Below are 24,188 nucleotides of genomic sequence, written 5' to 3'. Positions count from 1 at the left end.
GTAGAGATAATACTTCTGGACGATTTTTGGGAAACCAAACTAAAACTCATGAATAGGATTATTTTAATTGTTAGTATAGTAACACTTATCTCTGGAATGGCAGGTTTTTATCTAACTACACCATTAACTACATTTTTAAGAATAGTATTTCTCATCTCTGCAGATGTATTGATCATTATGTTACTAGGTAAATTATTATTTGCAGGTAATCGTGCTTTGAGAGTAAAGACAAAAAATAAAAAAGTAAGTGCTTTTTAATTAAGATTTTAATAAAAATGCCTCGGTAAATTTATAACTAGCACCAGCAGCTATTATTCCTAAACTTATACTTAGTATCAAATACCATATTGCAGATGCATAAGAGCCGTTTTTGAGTAGTAAAAACAACTCAGCACTAAATGTAGAAAACGTGGTAAGTCCACCACAAAAACCTACACCTAACAATACATACCACTGATGGGATAATTGCTCTCTATGAAACGCTGCTAAAAAACCACCTAGCAGTAAGCAACCTAATATATTGACACCTATGGTAGGAATCCATTTTAGTGTATTACTGTTCTCTATTAAGGAAAAATAAAACCTTAAGCTACTTCCTAGTCCACCGCCTATAAAAACAAATAAAAACGCCTTCATTTATTCTATAGGTATATAAATTTCAGTACGATAATCTGCTGGGTTAGGAGTAAGCATAGGATCCGTTTTATATATTTCATAAGGAGACGCTATTGCTTTTACCAGTCCGTTTTGAGATATAAATTCTTCACCTTTTCTCCATGCCTCAGCGAGGTTACTATACGCACCATTAAGAGTGATTTTCACTGCTTTTCCAGGTTCTTGGTAACTAGATAGGATATTACTGTTAGTAGCAGTAATCTCTCTATTTTCAACAGGAAGTGCTGCAGAGAATAAAACACTATTATTAGTAGGATCTATCTTTTCATATACCACACGTGGCATGCCGTACATATCGATATTATTGCGATTCATGTAAGACATAATGTTTTGAAGCATTTGAGATTTTACAATTTGCAATTTTTCTCTCTTTGTACTAGATGACATGTATAAAAAGTAACCACCTCCAGTTTCAATAATACCGTCTACATGAACTTGGTGTACAGACATTTGGTTATTCACATAGTTGTCTAGATTTTCTAAACCTGCAGTATACTTAGGTTTAATTTCATCTTCCATATTAAAGCCTAATACGGTAGTCATTACTTTATCTAATAGACCTTGTTCACCCTTAATATTCCATGTTATTTTAGTACCATTTTCGACGCGTTCTAGATCCATGATTACATCACTGTTAGAACTTGTCATACCATTATCATAGAACATATTCATAGCCACATACTTATTAGGCTCTATTCCTGTTATAGTCATTTTACCATTACCATAAGGATCTGTAAAAGAATAATTACCATCTACACCTTTAGTTTGTGTACCCATTGTAGAGGTTATTTCTTCATCTTCTAACCATGGATTCCAGTTTTCCCATTCTTTAAAATCTGCTAGTTGATCATAGATAAGGGATGGTGGTGCTGCGATAATACGAGATTCTGTTATATCATATTTTCCATCTTTTAATGAAAAATAGATAGCACCTCCTATGATGACGATTAATATTAGTATAAAAATGTACTTGAAAGCTTTCATTTAGGGTCTAATTATATATCAAAGATACGATTATTGAAAAAGATCTTAGTTAGAAAAGATATACTAGACTAGGTATCGCATATCATACACGAAATAAATAGTCTACAATTAAATGAAAATAAGAAATATTTTAAAATAGGTGTAAATAAAAACTGCCAGATTAGATCTGGCAGTTTTAGAGAAAGTCATTATTAATGAGCTTTCTTCCCCCTAAAATTCTTTGTGTTATTTGGTTGGTTAGTCTATAACACATGAGTAAAATTAAGTCTAATTAAACCTTTAAAAAATACCCATTAATGGGTATTTTTTGTTAAAAAAACAGAGTGAAACAGCAGTTTTATTTAACGATGGTTAATTATGTGGGAAGAAGCCTATTTTTCATATTCTTTAATAGACATGTTGTAGAGTAATTACTACATGTTAAATAGTTTTTATTTTACATGTAGCATCTAATTATCTAAAAGTACCACTAGGAAAACTGACCATACTCTCTATACCATCTTTTCCTATTGCAGCTATACCAAAAAAGGAGTTGTCGATTACTATTCCTTTTAAAGTAAATGCGTTTACATCACCTACATATCGCGAGTTATCCCAGGTAGGACTAGTAGTATCTCTCCAGTAAATTTTATATCCTACGGCATCTTTTACTTTGTCCCATTTAAATTTCACATGAGCTTCTACTATACCACCTATTTTAACATTTTGAGGTCTGCTAGGAGCCCATGCCAGTTGAGCTAGGTTAATAGCATTTACAGCAGTTAATTTTCTAGCATAAGGGAAATTAACATGCTCTACGACATCACCATATGCTATACCGTTTTCTGTTCTTATGTCTTGGTGTTGTTGGGTGTAATTTTCATGTGCTTCCATAATTCGTATTCCAGGAAAACCTAGATCTGCAAAAGGTCTGTGATGACCACCTCTCCCAAAACGGTCCAGTCTATAAACCATCATAGGCTTCATTTCTGGCATGTAAGTCTTTACTGATTTATGTATGTATCGAGCTAGTTGTCTAGAAATTCCATCTACTTCACCACCATAAAATCTGCGACCATTACGCTGTCGTTCTGTCTCAGTAGGATCTGTAGGTTCAGAAAAAATTCTAAATTCCCTGTTGTCGATTACGCCATCTACACCTTCTATATTTCCTATCATATCGTTATTTAAAAACCCTATGACATTCCATTTTTTCTTTTTAGCGTATTCGGCCAGTCCTTTTCCTCCAAAAAGGCCTTGTTCCTCACCACTTAAACCTACATAAACGATACTGTTCTTAAACTTGCGTTTGCTCAAAACTCGTGCAGCTTCTATAGTACCTGCCATACCACTAGCATTATCGTTTGCACCTGGCGCATCTGTTGTAAAGTCCATAGTATCACTAGCGCGAGAATCTATGTCACCACTCATCATCACCATATCATTAGGACTAGAGGTACCTCTTTGAATAGCAACCACATTTACTACCCAAGCATCTTTAGGTATGCGACTACCCATATCAGTAGAAACAAAATCTTTTTGATAGAACACCTCTAGACAGTTACCACATTCTTTTGATATTTGATCAAATTGTGCCTTGATCCATCTCCTTGCTGCGCCTATTCCTCTCGTGTTAGAAACCGTATCAGAAAATGTATTTCTTGTTCCAAAATCGGCTAGTGTACGCACGTCGTTCTCGATTCTATCTGCACTTACTTCATCAATGATAGTGTATAAGTCCATTTGATGGTCTGTAGGTACTTGTGCAATAGATAAGTAACTACAAAGTAGAGATAGTATTAATAGGTTTTTCATGTTTAAAAATTTAGCTACTAAGATAAGAGCTATGAATTTATGATGTTCTATGAAATTGTTAAAAGGATACTTTATAAGCACGCTTTCGCGAAAGCGGAATTTATATACCTCTGGAACCTTAAAAAAGTACATGTTCTTAATTTACTACATGGGATTATTTAGAGAAATCACACACTTTTTAAAGTCTTTATAATGCCTATAAAAAATTTAATAGAAATAAATCACAGATACTGTAGATTTACAGCTAAATATAATTTTAAAATAAATCGATGATTCAAAGAATAAAAAAGAAAAATTATAATAAGATATTTTTGATATCAGGTGTAGTTTTAACTGGTCTACTAGTTTCATGTGGTGGGGCAAGTAAATCTATAGACAGTACTAATGTAAAAGATGCAGAATCGCCATTTATATTACCACTTCATGAGGATATAAAGGAGTGTTTTTCTTGTGACGAAAAAAAACCAATACATCTAGACCAATTTAAAACAGTGCTAACAGACTCAAAATTGCAACAATATAAGAACGGTGGAAAGAGTAGGGAAGAGTTTAAAAAATTAGATACTTTTTGTGATGATACTATTTTTAAAGTTTGTGGTGACGCCATGGTTTTACAAGCAACTGACGATAAGAATGATCGCGTAGAGTTTAGACAGCTCAAAAACTTGAAGCTTAATGATCAAAGTATCTTGAGGTTTCAAGCAAAATTTGAAAATCTACCTAATTCTAATGATAGAAAAGGAGTAACCTTAGCACAAATACATAATGATGCTCAAGGTGTAGGAAGGCCTCTATTTAGAGTAGAATACACAGGTGAAAATGAATTGAGAGCAGTACTTACCGATACGTACATTAAATATGAAGGAGAATCAACAAATGATTATTTAGTTGGTTTTAGAGATGGGCATGAGCTCTATTGTAAACTAGAAATTTTAGAATCTGGTAATCAAATTAGCGTTTATGTGAAGAATATCAATACCGGAAAATCGAAGACTAAAATTTATACGGTAGATAACAAGTGGTTAGAAAAAGATGGAGATTTTTACTTTAAAACAGGAGCTTATTTACAAGTAGCTGGTAAAGCGCCACGAGTTAGTTACTACAGTTTAAAGTATTCATATTAATGAAAACAAAAATAGCTTATGCACTAAGTGCATAAGCTATTCTAGTAATGATAAGAAAGGATATTAAGCCTCTTTGTGTATCTCCACTGCGTGAGGATAAGGAATTTCAATTTTCTCTCTATCTAGTACAAGTTTTGTATTTTCTATAGTCCAGAAATAAACATCCCAATAGTCTTCTGGTGCACAGTAAGGTCTTACAGCTAGATTAACAGAACTTTCTGCAAGTTCACTAACGTTTACAGATGGTGCCGGATCTTTAAGTACTTTAGGATTAGATTCTAACATAGCAAGTAAAGCATCTTTAGCTTGTTTCATGTCTTCACCATATCCTATTCCTACAGTAGTATCTACTCTCATTTTACCTTCGGCAGTATAATTTATGATGTTACCGTTTGCCATAGGGCCATTAGGTATAAGAGCAAGTTTGTTTGCAGGGGTTATTAATTTAGTAACTAATATGTCGATCTCTTTCACAACACCTAATTCTCCTTGTGCCTCTACTAGATCACCTATTTTATAAGGTTTAAAAATTAAGATAAGAACACCACCAGCAAAGTTAGATAGAGAACCTTGTAAAGCAAGTCCTATTGCAAGACCAGCTGCGGCAAGAATAGCAGCAAAACTAGCTGTCTCAATTCCTAATGTACCTGCTACTGTTACTATAAGAAGTATGGTTAAAACCCATTTAAGTAAACTGGTTAAGAATTTCTTTAAGGTAACGTCATAATCTCTTTTATCCATTAATTTACTAGTAACTTTTACTAGCTTTTTAATGATAAATGCACCAATTATGTAAATTAAAATAGCTTTTAAAAGTGGTATACCATATTCTAGGGCATAACCAGTAATGTTTTCTAAGCTAAATCCGTCAGGACTTATATTTAGGTCTAAATTGTCTGCTTGTACTACAGGTTCTTGAATCATTTTTACTAATGTTTTTGTTTGTTGAATTCAAATTTAACTAGTAATAAATGGTAATCTAAAAAGGATTCTTATTTTTTTAAAAAGTAACGTTTTGTCGGTTAAAAACACGTTTTAGCAGTTTTTCAGTCGTTAATCTAAATTATCTGGATACTCGATATAAAAAAACCGCTCTAATAGGAGCGGTTTTTAATAATTATTCAAGGAGTTTAAATTATCCTTTTTTTTGAATTTCTACCTGATGTGGATAAGGTATATCTACACCTATAGCATCTAGAGTAGGTTTAAAGTTTTCTTGCAGATACCAGTACACTGTCCACATGTCATCTGTGAGTGTATAAGGTCTTACATTAATATTAATGGAACTGTCAGCATTTGCAGCCACCATTATTTGTGGTGCAGGATCTTTAAGAACTAATGGATGATCTTCCACTAGCTTGCGCAACGCTTCTAAAGTTTGTGTAATATTTGCGTCATAACTTACACCTATGGTGGTGTCACATCTTAAAATACCTTCTGCATTAAAATTAATAATATTCCCGTTCAACAATGGACCGTTAGGAATAATAGCCAGTTTGCGTTGTGGAGTTATTATTTTAGTTTGTAAGATATCTATTTCTTTAATAGTACCTAAAACACCTTGAGCCTCGATAGTGTCTCCTATTTTAAAAGGTTTAAATAATAATAGTAACACGCCACCAGCAAAATTAGACAACGATCCTTGTAACGCTAGCCCGATAGCTAGCCCTGCAGCTGCAATAACCGCGGCAAAACTAGTTGTTTGTATACCTAGTGTTCCTACTACCGTTATAATAAGTAAAATCCAAAGGCCCCATTTAATTAAATTGAGTAAGAATTTTTCTAAAGTTATATCGTAATCTCTAGCTAACATTATTTTTCTCGTTAGCTTAAGAGCTTTCTTAATTAACCATCTTCCTACAATAAAAATTAGAATTGCTTTTACTAACGGAATACCATATTCTAAAATTAGCTCAAAACCTTTCTCTACATTAAAATCTTCTAGTATCTCTTTCATATAAAACAAAAGTAGAATAAGCCTCGAAAAACCTTGTTTATGATTTGTTAATAGTTGGGAACTTTATGATTTAATTTTAATAAATGATTTCTATTTAATTAAAAAGCCGCTATTTGGAAAATCCAATAGCGGCTTTAATTCATTTAAAATTTTCTAGAATACTAGAAAGGGTACTTATTAGCTTCAGTCACCTTATCTGCGATAGTATCTCTTAGAGCTACAATGTTAGGTAGGTTTGTATATTTAGTGAAACGTTTAAGTCCCATAAGCATCATGCGTTGTTCATCACCTTCAGCAAAGCTAGAAATACCTTCTTCAGCTCTTGCCTGGATAATTTTAGACGCTTGATATAAGTAATATTGAGACATTGCAATTTGCTCTTTTTGCTCTTCTACACTAGTACGAGCGATGTTCTTTTGAGTTCTAAGAATAGCACTCTCTGCCATATAGATCTCGATAAGAATATCTGACGCTGCAATTAATAATTGCTGGTGCTCTTCTAGTGCTGGACCGAATTTTTGCACCGCACTTCCTGCAACCATTAAGAATACTTTTTTAAGTTTCTTAACCATATCCATTTCTTCAGATAATGGCTCTGAAAAATCTGGTGTTTCAAAAGAAGGAATAGAAGTAAGTTCATTTCCTACTGCCATTGCTGGCTCTAGTAAGTTAACGTGACCTTTCATCGCTTTTTTAACTAACATTCCTACTGCTAGCATACGGTTAATCTCGTTAGTACCTTCATAAATACGTGAGATACGAGCATCTCTCCATGCAGCCTCCATAGGAGCATCTGCACTGAAGCCCATACCACCATAGATTTGTATACCTTCATCACTACATGCTTGCATATCCTCAGATACAGCAACCTTAAGAATAGAGCATTCTATAGCAAATTCTTCAACACCTTTCAATTCAGCCTCTGCAAAGGTTGCACCTTCTTCCTGACGCAAGTGGATTCGGTTTTCTACATCTTTAGCAGCGCGATAAGAAGCACTTTCACCCACATAAGCATTAACAGCCATTTCAGCAAGTTTCTTTCTTATAGCTCCAAATTTTGCGATAGGAGTTTTAAACTGCTCACGCTCATTAGCATAATTAGTAGCAAGTGTAATTACACGACGTTGTGCATCTAGACATGCTGCAGCTAGTTTTATACGACCTACATTTAATGCATTCATCGCAATTTTAAAACCTTCACCACGACCAGCAAGCATATTTTCTACAGGAACCAGGCAGTCATTAAAGAATACCTGACGAGTAGAAGAGGAGTGAATACCTAATTTGTGTTCTTCTTCTCCCATTGTAATCCCATTACTAGGATCGTTTTCTACGATAAATCCAGTAATGTTTTTATCATCTTCTAGACGTGCAAATACTACAAATACATTACAGAAACCTGCATTTGAAATCCACATTTTTTGACCATTGATCTTGTAGTGTTTTCCATCTGCAGTAAGCTCTGCTTTTGTTTTTCCAGAATTTGCATCAGACCCTGCACCAGGCTCAGTTAAACAATAAGCTCCAAACCACTCACCAGTAGCAAGTTTAGGAACATATTTTTTCTTTTGCTCTTCAGTACCGTATAGAGTAATAGGCATAGTACCTATTCCTGTATGTGCTCCAAAAGCAGTTGCGATAGATCCAGTTGCACCAGAAATATAATCACAAACTAACATAGTAGAGACAAAGCCCATACCTAGACCATCATACTCTTCTGGAACAGCTACACCTAAGAATCCCATTTCTCCAGCTTTGCGCATTACTTCTTCAGTAAGTGCATAGTCTTTCTTTTCAAATCGGTCTTTATTAGGAACGATCTCTTTGTCTACAAATTCCTGTACACTCTCGCGCATCATCTTTTGTTCATCAGAGAAGTCTTCTGGAGTAAATACTTCTGATGGATTTGTTTCCTTCACGATGAATTGTCCACCGCGTATCATTTCTATTTTATTTTCTGTTGACATAATATGTATTGTTATCTCGCTTTCGCGAAAGCGTAATTCTTAATTTAAAAACTCAAAAATACCAGCAGCACCTTGTCCAGTACCTACACACATGGTAACCATACAGTGTTTTCCTTGGTTTCCTCTCTTGCGCATCTCATCAAAGATTTGCACAGATAGTTTTGCTCCTGAACAACCTAGTGGATGACCTAGTGCGATAGCACCACCGTTAACGTTAACGATGTCTTTATTAAGACCTAGTTCTCTAACCACAGCAACAGACTGACTTGCAAAAGCTTCATTTAACTCAATAAGAGCCATGTCTTCTTTTTTAAGACCTGCTTGTTTTAATGCCTTTGGAATAGCTTCTATAGGCGCAATACCCATAACTCTAGGTTCTACAGCTGCTACGGCAAAGCTTACTAGTTTTGCAATAGGCTTTATACCTAATTCATTTACCATTTCTTCACTCATTACAAGTGTAAAAGCAGCACCATCACTAGTTTGAGAAGAGTTACCAGCTGTAACACTACCACCTGCAGCAAATACTGGACGTAATCTTGCCAGCGCCTCTAGATTTGTACCTTTTCTAGGTCCTTCATCTTTAGTTACTGTATAGGTTCTAGTTTTCTTTTTTCCGTTCTCGTCTAGATAAGTTTCTTCTACATCGATAGGAACAATTTGATCTTGGAAACGGTTTTCAGCTTGTGCTTTTAAGGCTTTCATGTGAGAGTCATAAGCAAATTGATCTTGCTCTTCTCTAGAAACCTTATAGTCATTTGCAACCTCTTCTGCAGTAAGTCCCATTCCCCAGTAGTAGTCTTCATGACCTTGCTTTGCCAGGCTATAAGCTGGAGCAGGTTTATAACCACCCATAGGAACATAACTCATGCTTTCTACACCACCGGCAACGATACATTGTGCCATACCAGATTGTACTCTAGCTACGGCTGCACCGATAGCGTCTAGTCCAGATGCACACCATCTATTGATACTTATACCTGGAATGTCTACTCTTTCTAATGCTAGAAGTGATATCTGACGTGCCATGTTAAGTCCTTGCTCAGCCTCTGGCATTGCATTACCTATGATCATGTCATCGATGCGACCTTTATCAAAATCAGGAAGGTCTTTTAACATTCCTTGAATAGTTTCTGCTGCTAGCTCGTCTGGTCTTTTAAATCTAAAAACCCCACGACCTGATTTTCCTACTGCCGTTCTTTTTGCGGCAACTATATATGCGTTTGTCATTTTCTTAGTTTCTTAAAGGTTTACCTTTCTGGATCATGTGTTGAAGTCTCTCCAGTGTTTTTCTCTCTCCAGTAAGACTTAAGAATGCTTCACGTTCTAGGTCTAATAAATACTGTTCAGAGACAAGGGTAGGGGCACTTAAATCACCACCTGCCATTACATAAGCTAGTTTATTTGCGATTTTTAAGTCGTGCTCGCTTATATATTTTCCAGCTTTCATCGCGTCAGTTCCTACTAAGAACATTCCTAATGCTTGCTGGCCCAATACTTTTATATCCTTGCGCATAGCAGGTTGTGTGTAACCTTTGTCAGCTAGAAGTCTCGCTTGTGCTTTTGCAAAAGCAATACGTCTATTATCGTTTACAACAACATGATCCACACCTTTTCTCAAGATGCCTAGATCGTATGCTTCATAAGCACTTGTTGCAACTTTAGCTGTTCCTATAGTAAGGAAGTATTCTCTAAGTCTATTTAATTCTACGTCATTTTTCTCAAAAGTGTCACTAGCTCTTAGTGCCATCTCTTTTGATCCACCACCACCAGGGATTACACCTACACCAAATTCTACTAGACCGATGTAAGTCTCTGCACTAGCAACAGCAACGTCAGAGTGCATGGTCATTTCACAACCACCACCTAATGCCATTTGATGCGGCGCAACGATAGTAGGAATACTACTGTAACGCAATCTCATAACTGTATCTTGGAATTGTTTGATAGCCATATTCAGCTCATCATATTCCTGCTCTACAGCCATCATAAATATCATACCGATATTTGCTCCTACAGAGAAGTTAGCACCATTATTTGCTACTACTAAACCGTCAAAACGATCTTCGGCGATATCAATAGCTTTATTCATACCAGCAAGTACGTCACCACCTATAGAATTCATCTTAGAAGTAAATTCTACATTAAGGATACCGTCACCTATATCATGTACAGTTACACCAGAATTTTTGAAGACTGGGGCATTTGCACGTAAATTATCTAGAATGATAAATCCATCCTGACCTGGTTTCTTTACATAATCTTTATCTGGGATAGAGTAGTAGTAAGTAGAGCCATCTTTTACTGTATAGAAAGATTCAAATCCTTTCTCTAGCATTTCTGTTACCCAAGCAGCTGGTTTTTTACCGATTGCTTCCATTAACTCCACACCTTTTGCAACACCTACGGCATCCCAAACCTGATATGGTCCATGTTCCCAACCAAAACCTGCACTCATTGCATCGTCTATACGGTACAATTCATCACTTATTTCTGGAATTCTATGTTGTACGTATGCAAATAGTGAAGCAAATGATTTTCTATAGAAATCACCAGCTTTATCTTTTCCTTTAATTAATACAGGAAAACGATCTGCAACGTTATCAATTGTTTTAGTTAATTCTAGTGTAGCAAACTTTGCACGAGGTTGTGCAACGTACTCCATAGAATCTAAGTCTAATGCTAGAATCTCTTTCTTACCATCTTTAGTTACATTCTTTTTATAAAAACCTTGACCAGTTTTAGAACCTAACCATTTATTTTCCATCATTGTATCGATGAAGTCTGGTAATTTAAAAGTGTCTTTATGCTCGTCTTCTGGACAGTTTTCATAAACACCATTTGCAACATGTACAAGTGTATCTAGTCCTACAACATCTACAGTTCTAAAAGTGGCAGACTTAGCACGACCTATTACAGGACCGGTAAGTTTATCAACTTCAGAAACGGTAAGTCCCATCTCTTTAACAGTGTGGAATAAACTCTGAATAGAGAATATACCGATACGGTTACCTATAAACGCTGGAGTATCCTTTGCAAGAACTGATGTCTTACCTAAGTATTTCTCTCCATATTCCATTAAGAAGTCAGTAACCTCAGGATCACAATTAGGACCTGGAACAACTTCAAATAATTTTAAATATCTCGGCGGATTGAAAAAGTGTGTTACTGCAAAGTGCTTCTGGAAATCTTCACTACGTCCTTCATTCATGAAAGAGATAGGAATACCAGAAGTATTTGATGTAATTAAAGTACCAGGTTTACGGTACTTCTCAATTTGTTCAAAAACAGATTTTTTAATATCTAATCTTTCAACAACGACTTCAATAATCCAGTCGGTATCTTTAATTTTAGATAAGTCATCAGTTAAATTTCCTGTAGAAATTCTGTTTACAAATGAGTTATTGTATAAAGGTGCCGGTTTACTCTTTACAGAAGCTGTAAGGTTATCGTTAACCATACGGTTACGAACTACCTTGTCCTCTAGAGTTAGACCTTTGGCCTTTTCTTTGTCAGTAAGTTCTCTTGGGACTATGTCCAGTAGGAGTACTTCACAACCTATGTTTGCAAAATGGCAAGCAATTCCACTTCCCATGATACCAGAACCTATTACGGTTACATGTTTTATTCTACGTTTTCCCATATTATTTTTGAGCTAATAGAGCTTTTTTTTTGAAGATTTTTTTAGAGTTTACTATTTCGTTAATTTTAAAGGCAACTTCTAGAAAGGTATCTATTTTTTCTGGTTCAATCTCATTTTTAACGACTTGGTCAAAAGTTTTAACAACTGACTTTGAAAATTCTCTCATTTCAGCGCCGAAATCTGTCAGATGAATCAATACACTTCTTCCATCTTCTGGATTTCTACGTCTTTCTATGAGACCTTTATTCTCCATCATTTTAAGTGTACGTGATAGAGAAGTAGCTTCCATTCCCATTTTAGGTCCTAAAGCTGTACTAGGTGTTCCTGTTTCTGGATCTATACTAATAAGAGCAAATCCTGTAGACATAGTACTGCCCTTAACAGCAGCTTGTTCATTATACATTTTAGAAACTGACATCCATGTAGCTCTAAGAATGTAATCGATTGTTTTATCTCTCATAATTATAAATATACTGCAATATAGTAATTTTTGTTATGCATGCATAGTAAAATATTGTAAAATTTCAAACGATATAGTTTCAAGTGTAATTTATTCAGTCTCGCTTTCGCGAAAGCGGAACTAACAGTACAGCTTAAAGATAAAAAAAAATCCTAGTTAATTAAAACTAGGATTTTGATAATTTATTAATTCTATTTATTTAGTAGTTGATATAGACCCAACTAGCTGTGTCTTCTATGTCTGCGTCATTATATTTAATAACGTAAAAGTAAACTCCGGTAGGTAGTAAGCCATCGCCAGATAATACACCGCTATTAGGTATTCCTGCAAATTCAACATAATTGCTAGCAGCTGTTTCATAAACAACTGATCCATTACGGTTGAATATTTGAAGACTAAAGTTATCGTATTGTTCAGCAAGTCCAGGAATAGAGAATGTATCATTTATTCCATCGTTATTAGGAGAGAAACCTTCTGGGAAGATGATTTCACATCTTTCAAATATGATGGTAAATTGAGAAGTGTTGAAACAACCTGTAACATTATCTTCTAATCTAGCAAACAATAAATCAGAAGTTGTTCCAGCTTGAAAAGGAACCACATAAGTAGTAGGTAATGCGTTAACACCAGCTTGAGCGTCTGCATCTGTGGTATAGTAACTTATTGTAAAGTCTGTAGCGCTATTTCCATTAAGAATGATATCGTCTTGTACAGATAATTCAAAAAGGTTTTGATTTAAATCAACACTATCATCACATATATTAGTAAGATCTGGAGCGTTACCTATAGATGGAGCAGCTTGTACTGTTATCATAAAACTAGTCGTGTTGAAACAACCGTCTGGTGTTTCTGATCTCACAAAGATTTCTTCAGAACCTGTTACATTATATGTGTTAGGTAAAGGATTGTTACCAGAGTCTGCATCACTAAGGCTATTGTAGTAAGAAACAGTATTTAATCCAGTAGGGTCTACGTTGTTATCTTGATCTGATAATATAAAGTCACTACTACCATCTAATGGTGCATCATCACATACTTCAATATTCATCGGTGTAGAAATAGATGGTAAATCTTGTACGATCAAATTTATAGGTGCTGTTCCAAAACAGTCAGCTTCATTTGTATTCTGTAGTCTTACAAATACAATTTGAGGTGATGTAGTGTTTGTAAAAGGTACAGTTGTATCTATTGCTGCGGTATTCATATCAGCATCCATTTGTGTAGGGTGGTAGGTATAGCTTACGTCTACTGGGTTACCAGCGGTATTCTCTATAACACTTAGGTAACCTGCAAGATCAAAATCTTCTATACCATCCTCGCTAGAGTCATCACATAGCTCAAAATCTGGGATATTTGAAACACTAGGCGTTGTGCTAACGGTAAGGTCAAATGATGCTACAGCACTACAACCGTCGTCTATAGGAGAGGTGTTGTTTGCGATTCTTACCCAAACTTGTACAGTACCTACGCTTACATCATAGTTATCTGGTAAAGGATTTGTGTCCATTTCAGCATCTGTTTGAGTAGAGTGGTAAGAGATATTGAAGGTTGCTGCGTCTTGAGTACCTAATACATCTGCTGTGAATTGCGTTAAGTCAACAATTTCTGAACCAGAATTATCGTCATCACAGTAATCTAATAATGTAGTATCAACAGGATCTACGATTCCATTTTCATAAATGGTTATGTCTTGCGTAAAATCTCTAACGTCACCAGATACGTTTGTAACATTTACACTAACTGTATATGTTCCTGCAGCAGCGTAAGTATTTTGAACAATTCCAGGTCCTGTAACTGATAAGGTATTACCATCTCCAAAATTCCAAACAGAAGCGGCTACTTGTGGTAAACATGCTAATTGAAAATCTGTTGCATCACCTTGACACTGATCATTAACAGTAAATGAGCTTGCAAAATTAGATTGTATAAATACAGGAAGACCTTGTTGAGAAACTCCTGGTGAAATATCGATAGCTGTTGGGTTGTAAACAGGAGTTGCTGTTTCTGGATCAATAGATCCTAAAAAACTAGTACCAAATCTGGTAACATATATTTTCCCATCTCTACCTAGTTGTAATGTACCTCTTGAGCCTCCTGTAATATCAGCAAATTCATTTCTTGAGGCTATAATATTTGTTTCTTCACATAGATCGTATTGTACTAGTTTCCTGTTACTTGTTGTGGTAGGACTAAATGAACTACTAATATCGTGATATAAATATTGTGAAGATGGTGAAAATTCAACACCATAAACAGGACCGCTATCTAATTGTAGTCCAGCACCGCTAAACTGACCATTACCTGGGTTAAAATCGTAAAGCCAAGCTCCCGTTTGATTAGTACCGCCGCCAAATCCAGCATTTTGATGAGCGACAACTAATTTAGTTCCATCTGGAGAGACTCTTAACATTCCTCTATCTCCGTCATTTTCTGAAGCAAGTGCAGGGAAGTTTGCCGAGTTACCATTAGATGCTTGTGGTACTGGAGAGGCATTCACGAATGATATACCTGTTCCAGGAATTCCTCTAACTTCCCAAGCAAATAAAGAATTGAAATTTCCTGTTCCAGCATTAGTGCTGGTACCATTTTGTCTTGCATATGTCATTACGTATGCGTTATTGCTGCCTGTTTTAATAGTACCGGCTACTTTTTCGGCACATTCATCCATTAAAATTACATTTTTAACACCTGGAACGACATCGCCTAATCCTCCACTAAGTTGCATCTCGATACGAGAATAGGCTAATGGACCATTACCAGCATTACCAACTGTAAATATAAAATATACATCAGGCGTTTCTGGAGCTTTTAGAATAATTGCCGCTTGTGTTGCAGACCCTCCACCTAATAGACCTGTTCCATTAGACATAATTGCACCATTACGATTCCAAACTGTACTTCCGTTAGTGTAAAATAATAAATTTCCATTATCATCTGAAATAGTACCTACTCCTTCATCTTGCATAAAACCAGACCCAGCTATGAAAGGTTCTGTAGATCTATTTTGAGGATTAGGATTAAACTCTATGGCTGCATTGTCTCCAAAAACCCACCATGAGGATTCTAATTGTGCATTGATTTGAAAACTTAATAAAAAAGTTAAGGTTAGGAGGAAAAGTTTTTTCATTTTTTTGTAGTTAATTGGATTGTAGTTTTTGCTATCTTAAATAAACATAACCGGCTTTGGGCTTTATGTTAGGTTCATTTAATTCTAATACATAAAAATATGTACCTGTCGGCAAAATGTCATTAGTATGAAATAAACCAGTATTTGATGTGCCGTCCCATCCACCAGTTATGTTATTTCCTTCCCAAATCTTTTGTCCGTACCGGCTAAATATATACATTTTATGTTTATCATAAATATTATATAGGCCAGAAACGATAAACGTATCATTTAATCCATCACCGTCAGGTGTTATGACGTTAAAAACCTCAATTTCACAGAGTTTTGTAATTATTTTGAAAGAAAAGACATCAAAACAATTTAAAGTAGATACCCTAACAAAGATTTCTTGAGTTAAATAAAGATTTGTATAACTGCTTGGGTTAAGGATTTGATTTATGTTTTCAAGAGCATCAGCTTCAGATTCGAAAAAGGTAACTTCTTGATTTGAATTGTTATTTATCTGTTCTGCTATTTGTGTTAAATCAAAAACAGCTTTGTCAAAACCAAGCTCACACTCTTCAATAATAGGTTGGAAATCATTGATCTGTATAGAGTTAAAAACAACGACATCTTGCGTTATTGTAAATGTTTGTACTAACGTTTCTACTGTCGCTGTAACAGTGTAGGTGCCAGGAGCAGAGAATAGATGAGTAGGTGTTAAATCGTTTGAAAAATTGTTTATTCCTGAATCTATATCATCAAAATCCCAATCTATTGATACTATGCTTGCAGCAGTTTGAATACTAAAATCTTGGGGCTCACCAAAACAGTGATCCATAGTCTCGATCTCTCCATTAAGTAAAAATGATTGTACAAATATGGGTAGTCCATACCATGCAACTGTATTAGGAGATAAAGGGAATGAGTTGTATTCATAATTAGAACCAACACCGATAGTATCGGGATTATTTATAACGCTTAAAGCGTTTTGTTGTATTCTACTATGGTAAATTTTATTATCAAGTCCTAATTGCAAAGCACCTCTAAAAGGTGTAATGTTATCATCATGTATTACTTGTGCGCTGGCAGCTATATTATTAGAAGTTAAATCGTACTGAATGATTTCTCCTCTTAAAAAATCAAAAATTTGTGTTGTAGATGCATTCATGTAGTCTACTTCGGCATATAAGAACTGATCATTTCCAGAAAATTCAACTCCATAAATAGAACCACCATCAGATCGTGTCAGCAACGCCTGTGGATTAGAAACCACGCCAGTTGAATTGTCAAAATCATAGAGATAAAGTTCACCACCGTTAGTATATGCAAGACTTCTAGCTGTTAGTACATTTGTTATACCAGAAAACTCGGCTGTGGTGTTATTTGAAAAATGAGCTGCGGCTAGTTTGTTACCTCTCGCATTTATTTTTATATAACCTCTCATTGCAGCAACATCTACATTTGTAACTGTGGAGTTAATTAATTCTATGAAAGGAGCGACTTGAGAAGATACTGGAGTTGTGTTAAGTCCACTAACTGTAAGTTCATAAGAATAAAATGTACCTTCAAATTGTGATATGATCCAGAAACCGTCTCTTGCGGCATTTGTAATAGCTGTAAGTTTTTCTGATGTGATGGGTAGTAGATTGATGTTTTTATTAAAAGGATCTACATCACCTGTGCCATTATTAAGTGTCATGTCTACTATAGAATAATGCAACCCTTCTGTATTGCGATATAAGGAGTCATCTGTGTCTACTGTAAAAACATAGTAAATACTAGAATTGCCAGGTAAAGGTACTATTATGGCACTACTTGTACTGGAAGAATTTCCCTTTAAACCAGTCCCGTTAGGCATGATTACATGGTTTGCATCATAAATTAAAGAGCCATCTGTGTAAAATAATAAATTTCCAAAAGGATCTGAAATCGTTGCGCAACCTTCTCCAGTTACTAACTGACCATTATCTACAGCCACAGCATTACCAGATGTGAAATCGATACCTGCATTGATACCAAAATACCAATAGGATGATTCTAGTTGCGCTTTCGCGAAAGCGGAACAGATAAAAATTAATAAATAAAATATATACTTCATTGCTCTATTGTAAAAATAGGCAATCATAATTTATCTTTTTAACGTAAAGTGAGATGAGAAGGTAGTCCCATCCATTAAAGTTGCCTTAAACCAGTAATCACTAGATGGTAATGGCGTGCCGTTATAGTTTCCATCCCAGCCAGGACCTTGTGGAGATAGTTGTTTGAGTAATTTACCATAACGATCAAATATGTAAATCTCGCTATTAGGTTCAAAAACTACAGAAACACCTATTAACTGCCAGTAATCATGAAACCCATCATTATTAGGAGTGAAATATCTAGGGTAACCCACAATACTGAAATCTTGTGTAGTAGTTCCACAGCCATTTCTATCTCTTACATAAGCAGTATAGAAACCTGGTGCAATGTTATCAAAGATAGGGCTGTCTTGAAAGGGTTCATCAAGACTTATGCGGTACTCGTAGTCTCCTAGACCGCTTGCATTAATAGTTGCACCTCCAGAATCATTAGTACCAGCATTTACCACTTCTATACTGTTTATAGTTGCAGGTTCACTGATAATTACCGTAACTAATCGCTGTCTAGTACATCCATCAGAATTGCTTACCGTTACAGTATAATCACCTCCATTAGTTACAGATATAGACTCTGTAGTTTCTCCTGTGCTCCAAGAGTAGGTGTAATCTGTAGTAGAACCAGTTATAATACCACTATCTATAACTAGTGCTTGTGGGTTATTACCACAATAATCATACAGCTCTGTAAGTTCAATCACGGGAAGTGGATTAACTATAAGTTCTACTTCGCTTATTCCAAAACAGTTACCATCAGGAGATTCTGCTCTTGCATAAATGGTCTGGTTATTTGCTGTTGTGTTTGTATATGCAATAGGTAGAACATTTTGTTCTGTTAGAGCATCGTTGAGAGTTAGGTAATAGTTGAGTGTTACATCAGCTGGTGCATTAATAAGTACATTGCTACTCGCTGTAGTTAGATCAAATTCTGAAAAACCATCTTCTATACCGTCATCATCACAAGTGGAAAGTGTGGTGTCTTGAGCATCGCTAGCACTTACAGATAAGGTGACCATCGAGGTTGTGAAACAGCCTGTAATATCGTTAGTAACTCTGGCAACTATAGTTTGCATAGGTGTTAAGTTAGTGTAACTAGTGCTGTTTAAAGGATTCACGTCATTATCTGCATCATTTTGATTAATGAAATAAGTAACAGAAACTCCTGTTGCATTATCACTAATTGAATTGCTAAAACTATCAAAACTAAAAATAGTTCTACCATCTACGGTGCCGTCTTCATCACATTGAAAAGCAGTAAAGTCTAATGCGACAGGTTTAGGGTTAACTATTAATTCAAAGAATTGTGTAGTGTCGGCACAACTGTTAGATAATACATTTTCTACACGCACAAAGACCGTTTCATTAAAAGGAGTGTTGTTTCTATACGTATTAGGTAATGGGTTAATGCCTAAATCTGCATCGTTTTGTGAAGTATGGTAAGAAACATTAAAATCACTTGAATTTTGAGTCCCTAGAATTAATGATGTCTGATCACTAAGGTTAAAGTCTATGATTCCATCAAAATCATCATCGCATCCTTCTAATTCATTTACTGCATTAGAAATAGGTTGATCAAATATTTCTAGGTTAAAACTTAAAGTTTCATAACATGCAGCATTATTAGAATTATAGATTCTAGCGATTAGGCTTTGGTTAGCGACATTTGATTCATAAGGAGTAGTGATAGGGTTTAAGTTATCGTCTGCATTTCTTTGATTTGTGAAGTACCTTACTGTGTAAGTTATGTCACTTTGTGATCCTAAAATTTCTGGTGTTGCAGTGTTATCTAAATCAAAAGTAGCCATGCCATCTTGATCTATATCACAAGCAGCCTGATCTGATATTGGGTTTGCTACTGGAGATTCATAAATTTGAACGTTTTTACGATATATTCTGGTGCTACCTCCACTGGTAAGAGAAAGTACAACATTATAAATTCTAGCTGCTGCATATGTATGTGTTGGGTTTTCTTGAGTAGAAGTATTTCCATCTCCAAAATCCCATAAAACTGCATCTGGTGGTGTATCTGATTGAAATTCAAAGGTGGTACCATCTCCAAGACATAGATTTTCTACATCTATAAGAGCAAAGAAACTTTGAATAAAAGGAGGTAATCCTTGTGTTGATGCACGTCCAGAAAGTGGTATGGCATCATGTTGATAATTACATCCTGTTCCTACTGTATTTGGGTTATTGATTACTCCTAAAAAAGGTCTACCGATATCATAAGAATCTGATATGGCTCTGTAGATTTTGCCATCTATTCCTAACTGTAAAGAACCACGATATCCCTGTCTTGTGTCTATAACGGTACCGAAAACAATAGGATTTACTAAGTTAGTGTTGGTAAGTTGGTACTGATATAGGGTAGAGGTATGGTTTGCAGCACCAGATCCTCCAGCATCGTTAGATGCGGTAACATACAAAAGGCTACCATCAGGAGAAAATTCTACTCCATATCCAGCTTGATTTGCACCGCTGAAGGATAGTCTACGTTCATTAGAAACAACACCAGAGCTTTGGTCATAATCATAGATAAATGTACCTGTACTCATATTACAAGAAACCATATATCTACCGTCTGGAGATATTTTTAAATTTCCTCTTCTTTCAGTGGTAGTAGTAGCGACAGTGGATATTACTGGAGTTAAATTAACACCGGCGGCACTTACAGTATAAGTAAAAAAGGAGTTATAGGCACCAAATCCAGATGCGTTTGCCATAGCTGTTACTAGAATTTCATCGTTCACGGAATGATTAATTGCCGTTAGTTTTTCTGCAGCCTGACCAATTAATTGTGGAGGGTTTGCAATATTTGTAACTACCTCTCCAAGACCAAGATTTCCGGTCATGTCTACTTCATAATAATGTATCCCATCAGAACCACCGAAGGCTGGAACATCTACTGTGAAAATATAATAGATATTTGGGTCCTGTGGTTTTGGGATGATAATAGCGCTTTGTGTACTAGATGGATTACCTCTTAACCCCACACCGTTAACCATGATGTTGTGCGAACTATCGTATACAGTAGATCCGTCCGTATAGAAAAGAAGTTGGCCATTTTCGTCAGATATGCTGGCGCAACCTTCATTAGTAGATACTTGACCATTTGTCAAAGCGGTAACAGCACCGGTAGCAGGATCGAAGTTTATACCTGCATTAAAACCAAAATACCAATTTGAGGCTTCTAATTGAGCATTAACTAAACCACAACTAAATAATATTGCCAATATTGAAATGGCATGAAAGAATTTCTTTTTCTGCATAGTGCGAATTTAATGCACACATATCACAATTGAGACTCTTTTAACATTTCCTGATTTTAAGCAAATGAATAATAATGAAAATGTCGCTATAAAATTAATTATAGCGACGTTTTATAAGTAGATTATGTTAATTGTATTTTACAAATCTCTCCTTTTTAATAATGCGTAGGACATATAAATAAATAATGTACTCCATATGCATACAGATGCTACATCTATCCATTCTATGTCGTAACCAAAATCCATTCCTTCAACAGAAATTTGATTCAGTGCAGATTCTACTAAATCGATTTTAGTAAACGGTTGTTTAATTAAATTAGACATGGCGTTTAATGGTAAAATGTGAGTCAACCATTCATAAATGTGGGTGTCGTAAAACGTATCTACACCTTTAGCTAATAGGTTTAGTATTCCTTCAAAAATGTACCATACAAATACAAAACCTAATGCAAAGGCACTTCTTTTGACTAAAATACCAGCAAATAAACAAAAGCAAAAGAATACTAAATGCGCTAAGAAGAATGCCCCTAAATAGCCCATTTGTGAGAAAATTATAGAAGGCTCGTCAAAGTCAGAGTAAATTAAGCCTAATATTAATGAGGCTATAAACACTACAACGGTGGTTAAAATAGCTAAAGACAGGGCTAAGTATAACTTAGAAAGTATTAATTCTTTCTTACTTAATCCATCTATTAAGTTTTGCTTTATAGTTCTATTGCTGTATTCGTTTGCTGTTAGTGATACTAAAACTATGGCTATGAATATCTTTAAAAAACTTGTGAAATAAGTACTAATATGCCATACTAACGGGAAGTTGAATATTCCTAGATCAGAAAAACTACCATTAAAACCATTTAGGTCTATTCTTATCATACCACTAAGCATCATAAGAACTACGATGACTAAATAAATAATGGTAAGTACTATACTGCTTTTACTATATCTGAATTTGTGAAATTCTATATCTAATAATCTTTTCATGGCGTGGATTAGTTTTTGTTAGTTAACTCGATGAATTGGTCTTCTAGGCTTTGTTTTCTATGCACTAATTTGCTTAAGATAATACCGCTCTCAAATGCATCTTTATTGATTTGTGCATTATCAACTGGTTCATAAAGTTTTACTTCTAGGCCGTTATCATGTGTAGTGATGGTACCGGCATAAGGTTTGTTTTCAATAAAACTATGTAAAGCTTTTCTATCACTAGCGTCTATAAAAATAGAGCCGTGATTTCTGTTCATTTCATCTACTGGTCCTGCATAAAGCATTTTACCTAATCTCAAAACAATAACATCGGTACATACTTTTTCAACTTCGTCAAGTAGGTGAGAGGCAAGTAATATAGTAGTACCGTTTGAAGCGATCTTTTGTATGATGTCTCTAATTTGTCTTATACCTTGTGGGTCTAGTCCATTAGTGGGTTCATCTAGAATTAATATCTCAGGATCATTAAGTAGCGCACTTGCGATTGCAAGACGTTGTTTCATCCCTAATGAATACGTACTGAATTTAGAATGGCTGCGATTTAAAAGGTCTACTACAGCTAGCTTTTCTTCAATCTTAGATTTGTCTATATTTTTAATTTTGCAAACTAACTCTAGATTTTGAATAGCACTCATGCTAGGGTAGAAGTTAGGTCTCTCAATAATAGCACCTATTCTTTTGAGAGCGTCGTGATTTGATGTAGATCCCTCAAACCATTTATATTCACCGCTAGTGGGGTTTACCACATTGAGCACCATTCCTAGAGTTGTGGATTTACCACTACCGTTAGGTCCTAGTATTCCATAGACATGGCCTTTTTTAATTTTAAATGAAATATGGTCTACCGCTGTTAATGCGCCATATGTTTTGTGAAGTTGGTTAATTTCAAGGATGGTTTCCATGAATGAGGTTTTTTTGTTGTATTATGTGACTGCAAGAAACGAAAAATGTTACTGTAATTATGTCAGAAAAGATTCTCAATGATAAATTATTATCAAATAAGAAGCCTACATTTCCTATAGGTAGTTCATTATCAGACTATGTGAAGCGGTATAATCGAGCTACTAGTATACCTGTGTCGTATGATGATTTACTTAGATTTGCTGGTTGTATAACGGTGTATGATAAGAATGATGAAGATACTTTGTGGGTGAGATGCTATTATTCTGACTCTGATAGAGAGCATATAGATAGGCATCTTAAAAGAATTTATGATATTCTACATAGTGATGGACGTGATGAGACTCTAGATTACTTAAGTGTCGATGCGGTTGATTATTGCACCTTTGGAAATACAAAACCATTCCGTATCAAGGTGAGTAATATTCTTAATGATGCTTTTACTTATTTTTATGTAAAAAAAGCTGATGCCTCTCGCGTTTATGGGTTAGAGTTAGAACATTTACTCTCACCACACCGTATTAATTTTTTAGTTTACAAAGACACTCTCATAGAAGAGCATATAGCAGGTATACCAGGTGATGAATTTATTGCAGATTATATGGATGGTTGCGATCATCAGGAGCTTACTCAAATAGCAAAGGAGTTTGTAAAATTTAATGAACGTTGTTTGATACGCTTACTAGGTGATATGCGTTCTTACAACTATGTAGTTATTCCAACGCATGATTTTGATAGAGTAAGTTATGCTATACGTGCGATAGATTTTGACCAGCAATCTTATGAAGGTAAATTAAAAGTGTATCGACCACAGTTTTTTAAGGAAAACCTTCCTATGGTAACTAATGTTGCAGAGTGTTTAAAAAGCGCCAGTATAGAACAATATAAAAAAGAAGAACGCGCCTTGATCGCAAAGCGTTTAATTAATACACAAACCAGGTATAAACAACTTATCAAATGTATGAGAGCCGACTTTATATCGACGCCTGTAAAGTTTAAACAGCTTAAAAGAGAATTACATGAATTTACCGGTGATGTTAAATTTAAAACGGCAAGAAGTATGGGAGGTATTTTAAATACTGCTATGGAGTTTGTGAAGAGAAATTACCATGATCTAGACCATTAAATAAAAATGTCTCTAACGACTTTAAGTACGTTAGAGACATTTTTTAATTTTTTAAGTATGG

The 24,188-nt window shown here is 35.2% G+C and carries 18 protein-coding genes; 4 read left to right on the top strand and 14 right to left on the bottom strand.

What is annotated here, in order from left to right; translation table 11 throughout:
* Positions 1 to 48 precede the first annotated feature (48 nt).
* On the top strand, positions 49 to 258 hold the full coding sequence (locus LY01_RS07360; protein WP_104515178.1) for a hypothetical protein: 210 nt from the start codon (positions 49 to 51) through the stop codon (positions 256 to 258).
* On the opposite strand, the gene crcB is transcribed toward LY01_RS07360, so the two are convergent.
* The 3 genes from crcB to LY01_RS07345 form a co-directional block, all read right to left on the bottom strand.
* On the bottom strand, positions 259 to 636 hold the full coding sequence (gene crcB, locus LY01_RS07355) for a fluoride efflux transporter CrcB (RefSeq protein WP_104515177.1): 378 nt from the start codon (positions 634 to 636) through the stop codon (positions 259 to 261).
* Positions 637 to 1,659: an SRPBCC family protein gene (locus LY01_RS07350; protein WP_104515176.1), complete on the bottom strand. Its 1,023-nt coding sequence runs from the start codon at positions 1,657 to 1,659 to the stop codon at positions 637 to 639.
* 453 nt (positions 1,660 to 2,112) lie between these two features.
* On the bottom strand, positions 2,113 to 3,453 hold the full coding sequence (locus LY01_RS07345; protein ID WP_104515209.1) for a M28 family peptidase: 1,341 nt from the start codon (positions 3,451 to 3,453) through the stop codon (positions 2,113 to 2,115).
* A 49-nt stretch (positions 3,454 to 3,502) separates the two neighbouring features.
* Between LY01_RS07345 and LY01_RS15120 the strand changes: the two genes are divergently transcribed.
* On the top strand, positions 3,503 to 3,646 hold the full coding sequence (locus LY01_RS15120) for a hypothetical protein (RefSeq protein ID WP_170034551.1): 144 nt from the start codon (positions 3,503 to 3,505) through the stop codon (positions 3,644 to 3,646).
* Between the two features lie 76 nt (positions 3,647 to 3,722).
* A complete protein-coding gene (locus tag LY01_RS07340) occupies positions 3,723 to 4,577 on the top strand; it encodes a polysaccharide lyase family 7 protein (RefSeq protein WP_104515175.1) in 855 nt (284 codons plus the stop codon).
* Between the two features lie 63 nt (positions 4,578 to 4,640).
* Here the strand turns inward: LY01_RS07340 and LY01_RS07335 are convergent, their stop codons facing one another.
* The 11 genes from LY01_RS07335 to LY01_RS07285 all read right to left on the bottom strand — a co-directional run bounded on the left by LY01_RS07335 (position 4,641) and on the right by LY01_RS07285 (position 23,003).
* Positions 4,641 to 5,501 carry a mechanosensitive ion channel family protein gene (locus LY01_RS07335; protein WP_104515174.1) on the bottom strand — a complete coding sequence of 287 codons (861 nt, stop codon included), beginning with the start codon at positions 5,499 to 5,501 and terminating at the stop codon, positions 4,641 to 4,643.
* Positions 5,502 to 5,712: 211 nt separating this feature from the next.
* Positions 5,713 to 6,534, bottom strand: coding sequence for a mechanosensitive ion channel family protein (locus LY01_RS07330; protein ID WP_104515173.1), 822 nt, complete (start codon positions 6,532 to 6,534; stop codon positions 5,713 to 5,715).
* A gap of 161 nt (positions 6,535 to 6,695) precedes the next feature.
* A complete protein-coding gene (locus LY01_RS07325; RefSeq protein WP_104515172.1) occupies positions 6,696 to 8,501 on the bottom strand; it encodes an acyl-CoA dehydrogenase family protein in 1,806 nt (601 codons plus the stop codon).
* A 39-nt stretch (positions 8,502 to 8,540) separates the two neighbouring features.
* Positions 8,541 to 9,731: an acetyl-CoA C-acyltransferase gene (locus tag LY01_RS07320; protein WP_104515171.1), complete on the bottom strand. Its 1,191-nt coding sequence runs from the start codon at positions 9,729 to 9,731 to the stop codon at positions 8,541 to 8,543.
* A gap of 4 nt (positions 9,732 to 9,735) precedes the next feature.
* Positions 9,736 to 12,144, bottom strand: a complete 2,409-nt coding sequence (locus tag LY01_RS07315) for a 3-hydroxyacyl-CoA dehydrogenase/enoyl-CoA hydratase family protein (RefSeq protein WP_104515170.1) — start codon at positions 12,142 to 12,144, stop codon at positions 9,736 to 9,738.
* A gap of 1 nt (position 12,145) precedes the next feature.
* Complete coding sequence (locus LY01_RS07310) at positions 12,146 to 12,604, bottom strand: MarR family winged helix-turn-helix transcriptional regulator (RefSeq protein WP_104515169.1); 459 nt, start codon at positions 12,602 to 12,604, stop codon at positions 12,146 to 12,148.
* A gap of 199 nt (positions 12,605 to 12,803) precedes the next feature.
* Positions 12,804 to 15,731 (bottom strand): T9SS type B sorting domain-containing protein, encoded by a 2,928-nt coding sequence (locus tag LY01_RS07305; RefSeq protein WP_104515168.1) that lies wholly within the window; start codon positions 15,729 to 15,731, stop codon positions 12,804 to 12,806.
* A gap of 31 nt (positions 15,732 to 15,762) precedes the next feature.
* The gene (locus tag LY01_RS07300; RefSeq protein ID WP_104515208.1) at positions 15,763 to 17,811 is read right to left on the bottom strand and encodes a T9SS type B sorting domain-containing protein; all 2,049 of its coding nucleotides are present in this window, start codon (positions 17,809 to 17,811) and stop codon (positions 15,763 to 15,765) included.
* Positions 17,812 to 17,841: 30 nt separating this feature from the next.
* Positions 17,842 to 21,117, bottom strand: a complete 3,276-nt coding sequence (locus LY01_RS07295) for a T9SS type B sorting domain-containing protein (RefSeq protein WP_104515167.1) — start codon at positions 21,115 to 21,117, stop codon at positions 17,842 to 17,844.
* Between the two features lie 138 nt (positions 21,118 to 21,255).
* Positions 21,256 to 22,098: an ABC transporter permease gene (locus LY01_RS07290; protein ID WP_104515166.1), complete on the bottom strand. Its 843-nt coding sequence runs from the start codon at positions 22,096 to 22,098 to the stop codon at positions 21,256 to 21,258.
* 8 nt (positions 22,099 to 22,106) lie between these two features.
* Positions 22,107 to 23,003 carry an ABC transporter ATP-binding protein gene (locus LY01_RS07285; RefSeq protein WP_104515165.1) on the bottom strand — a complete coding sequence of 299 codons (897 nt, stop codon included), beginning with the start codon at positions 23,001 to 23,003 and terminating at the stop codon, positions 22,107 to 22,109.
* 59 nt (positions 23,004 to 23,062) lie between these two features.
* Between LY01_RS07285 and LY01_RS07280 the strand changes: the two genes are divergently transcribed.
* Positions 23,063 to 24,127: a hypothetical protein gene (locus LY01_RS07280; protein ID WP_104515164.1), complete on the top strand. Its 1,065-nt coding sequence runs from the start codon at positions 23,063 to 23,065 to the stop codon at positions 24,125 to 24,127.
* The last annotated feature ends 61 nt before the right edge of the window (positions 24,128 to 24,188 follow it).

This window comes from Nonlabens xylanidelens, from assembly GCF_002934445.1.
Classification (GTDB): Bacteria; Bacteroidota; Bacteroidia; order Flavobacteriales; family Flavobacteriaceae; genus Nonlabens; species Nonlabens xylanidelens.
This window is presented reverse-complemented; position numbering and strand designations above follow the sequence as displayed.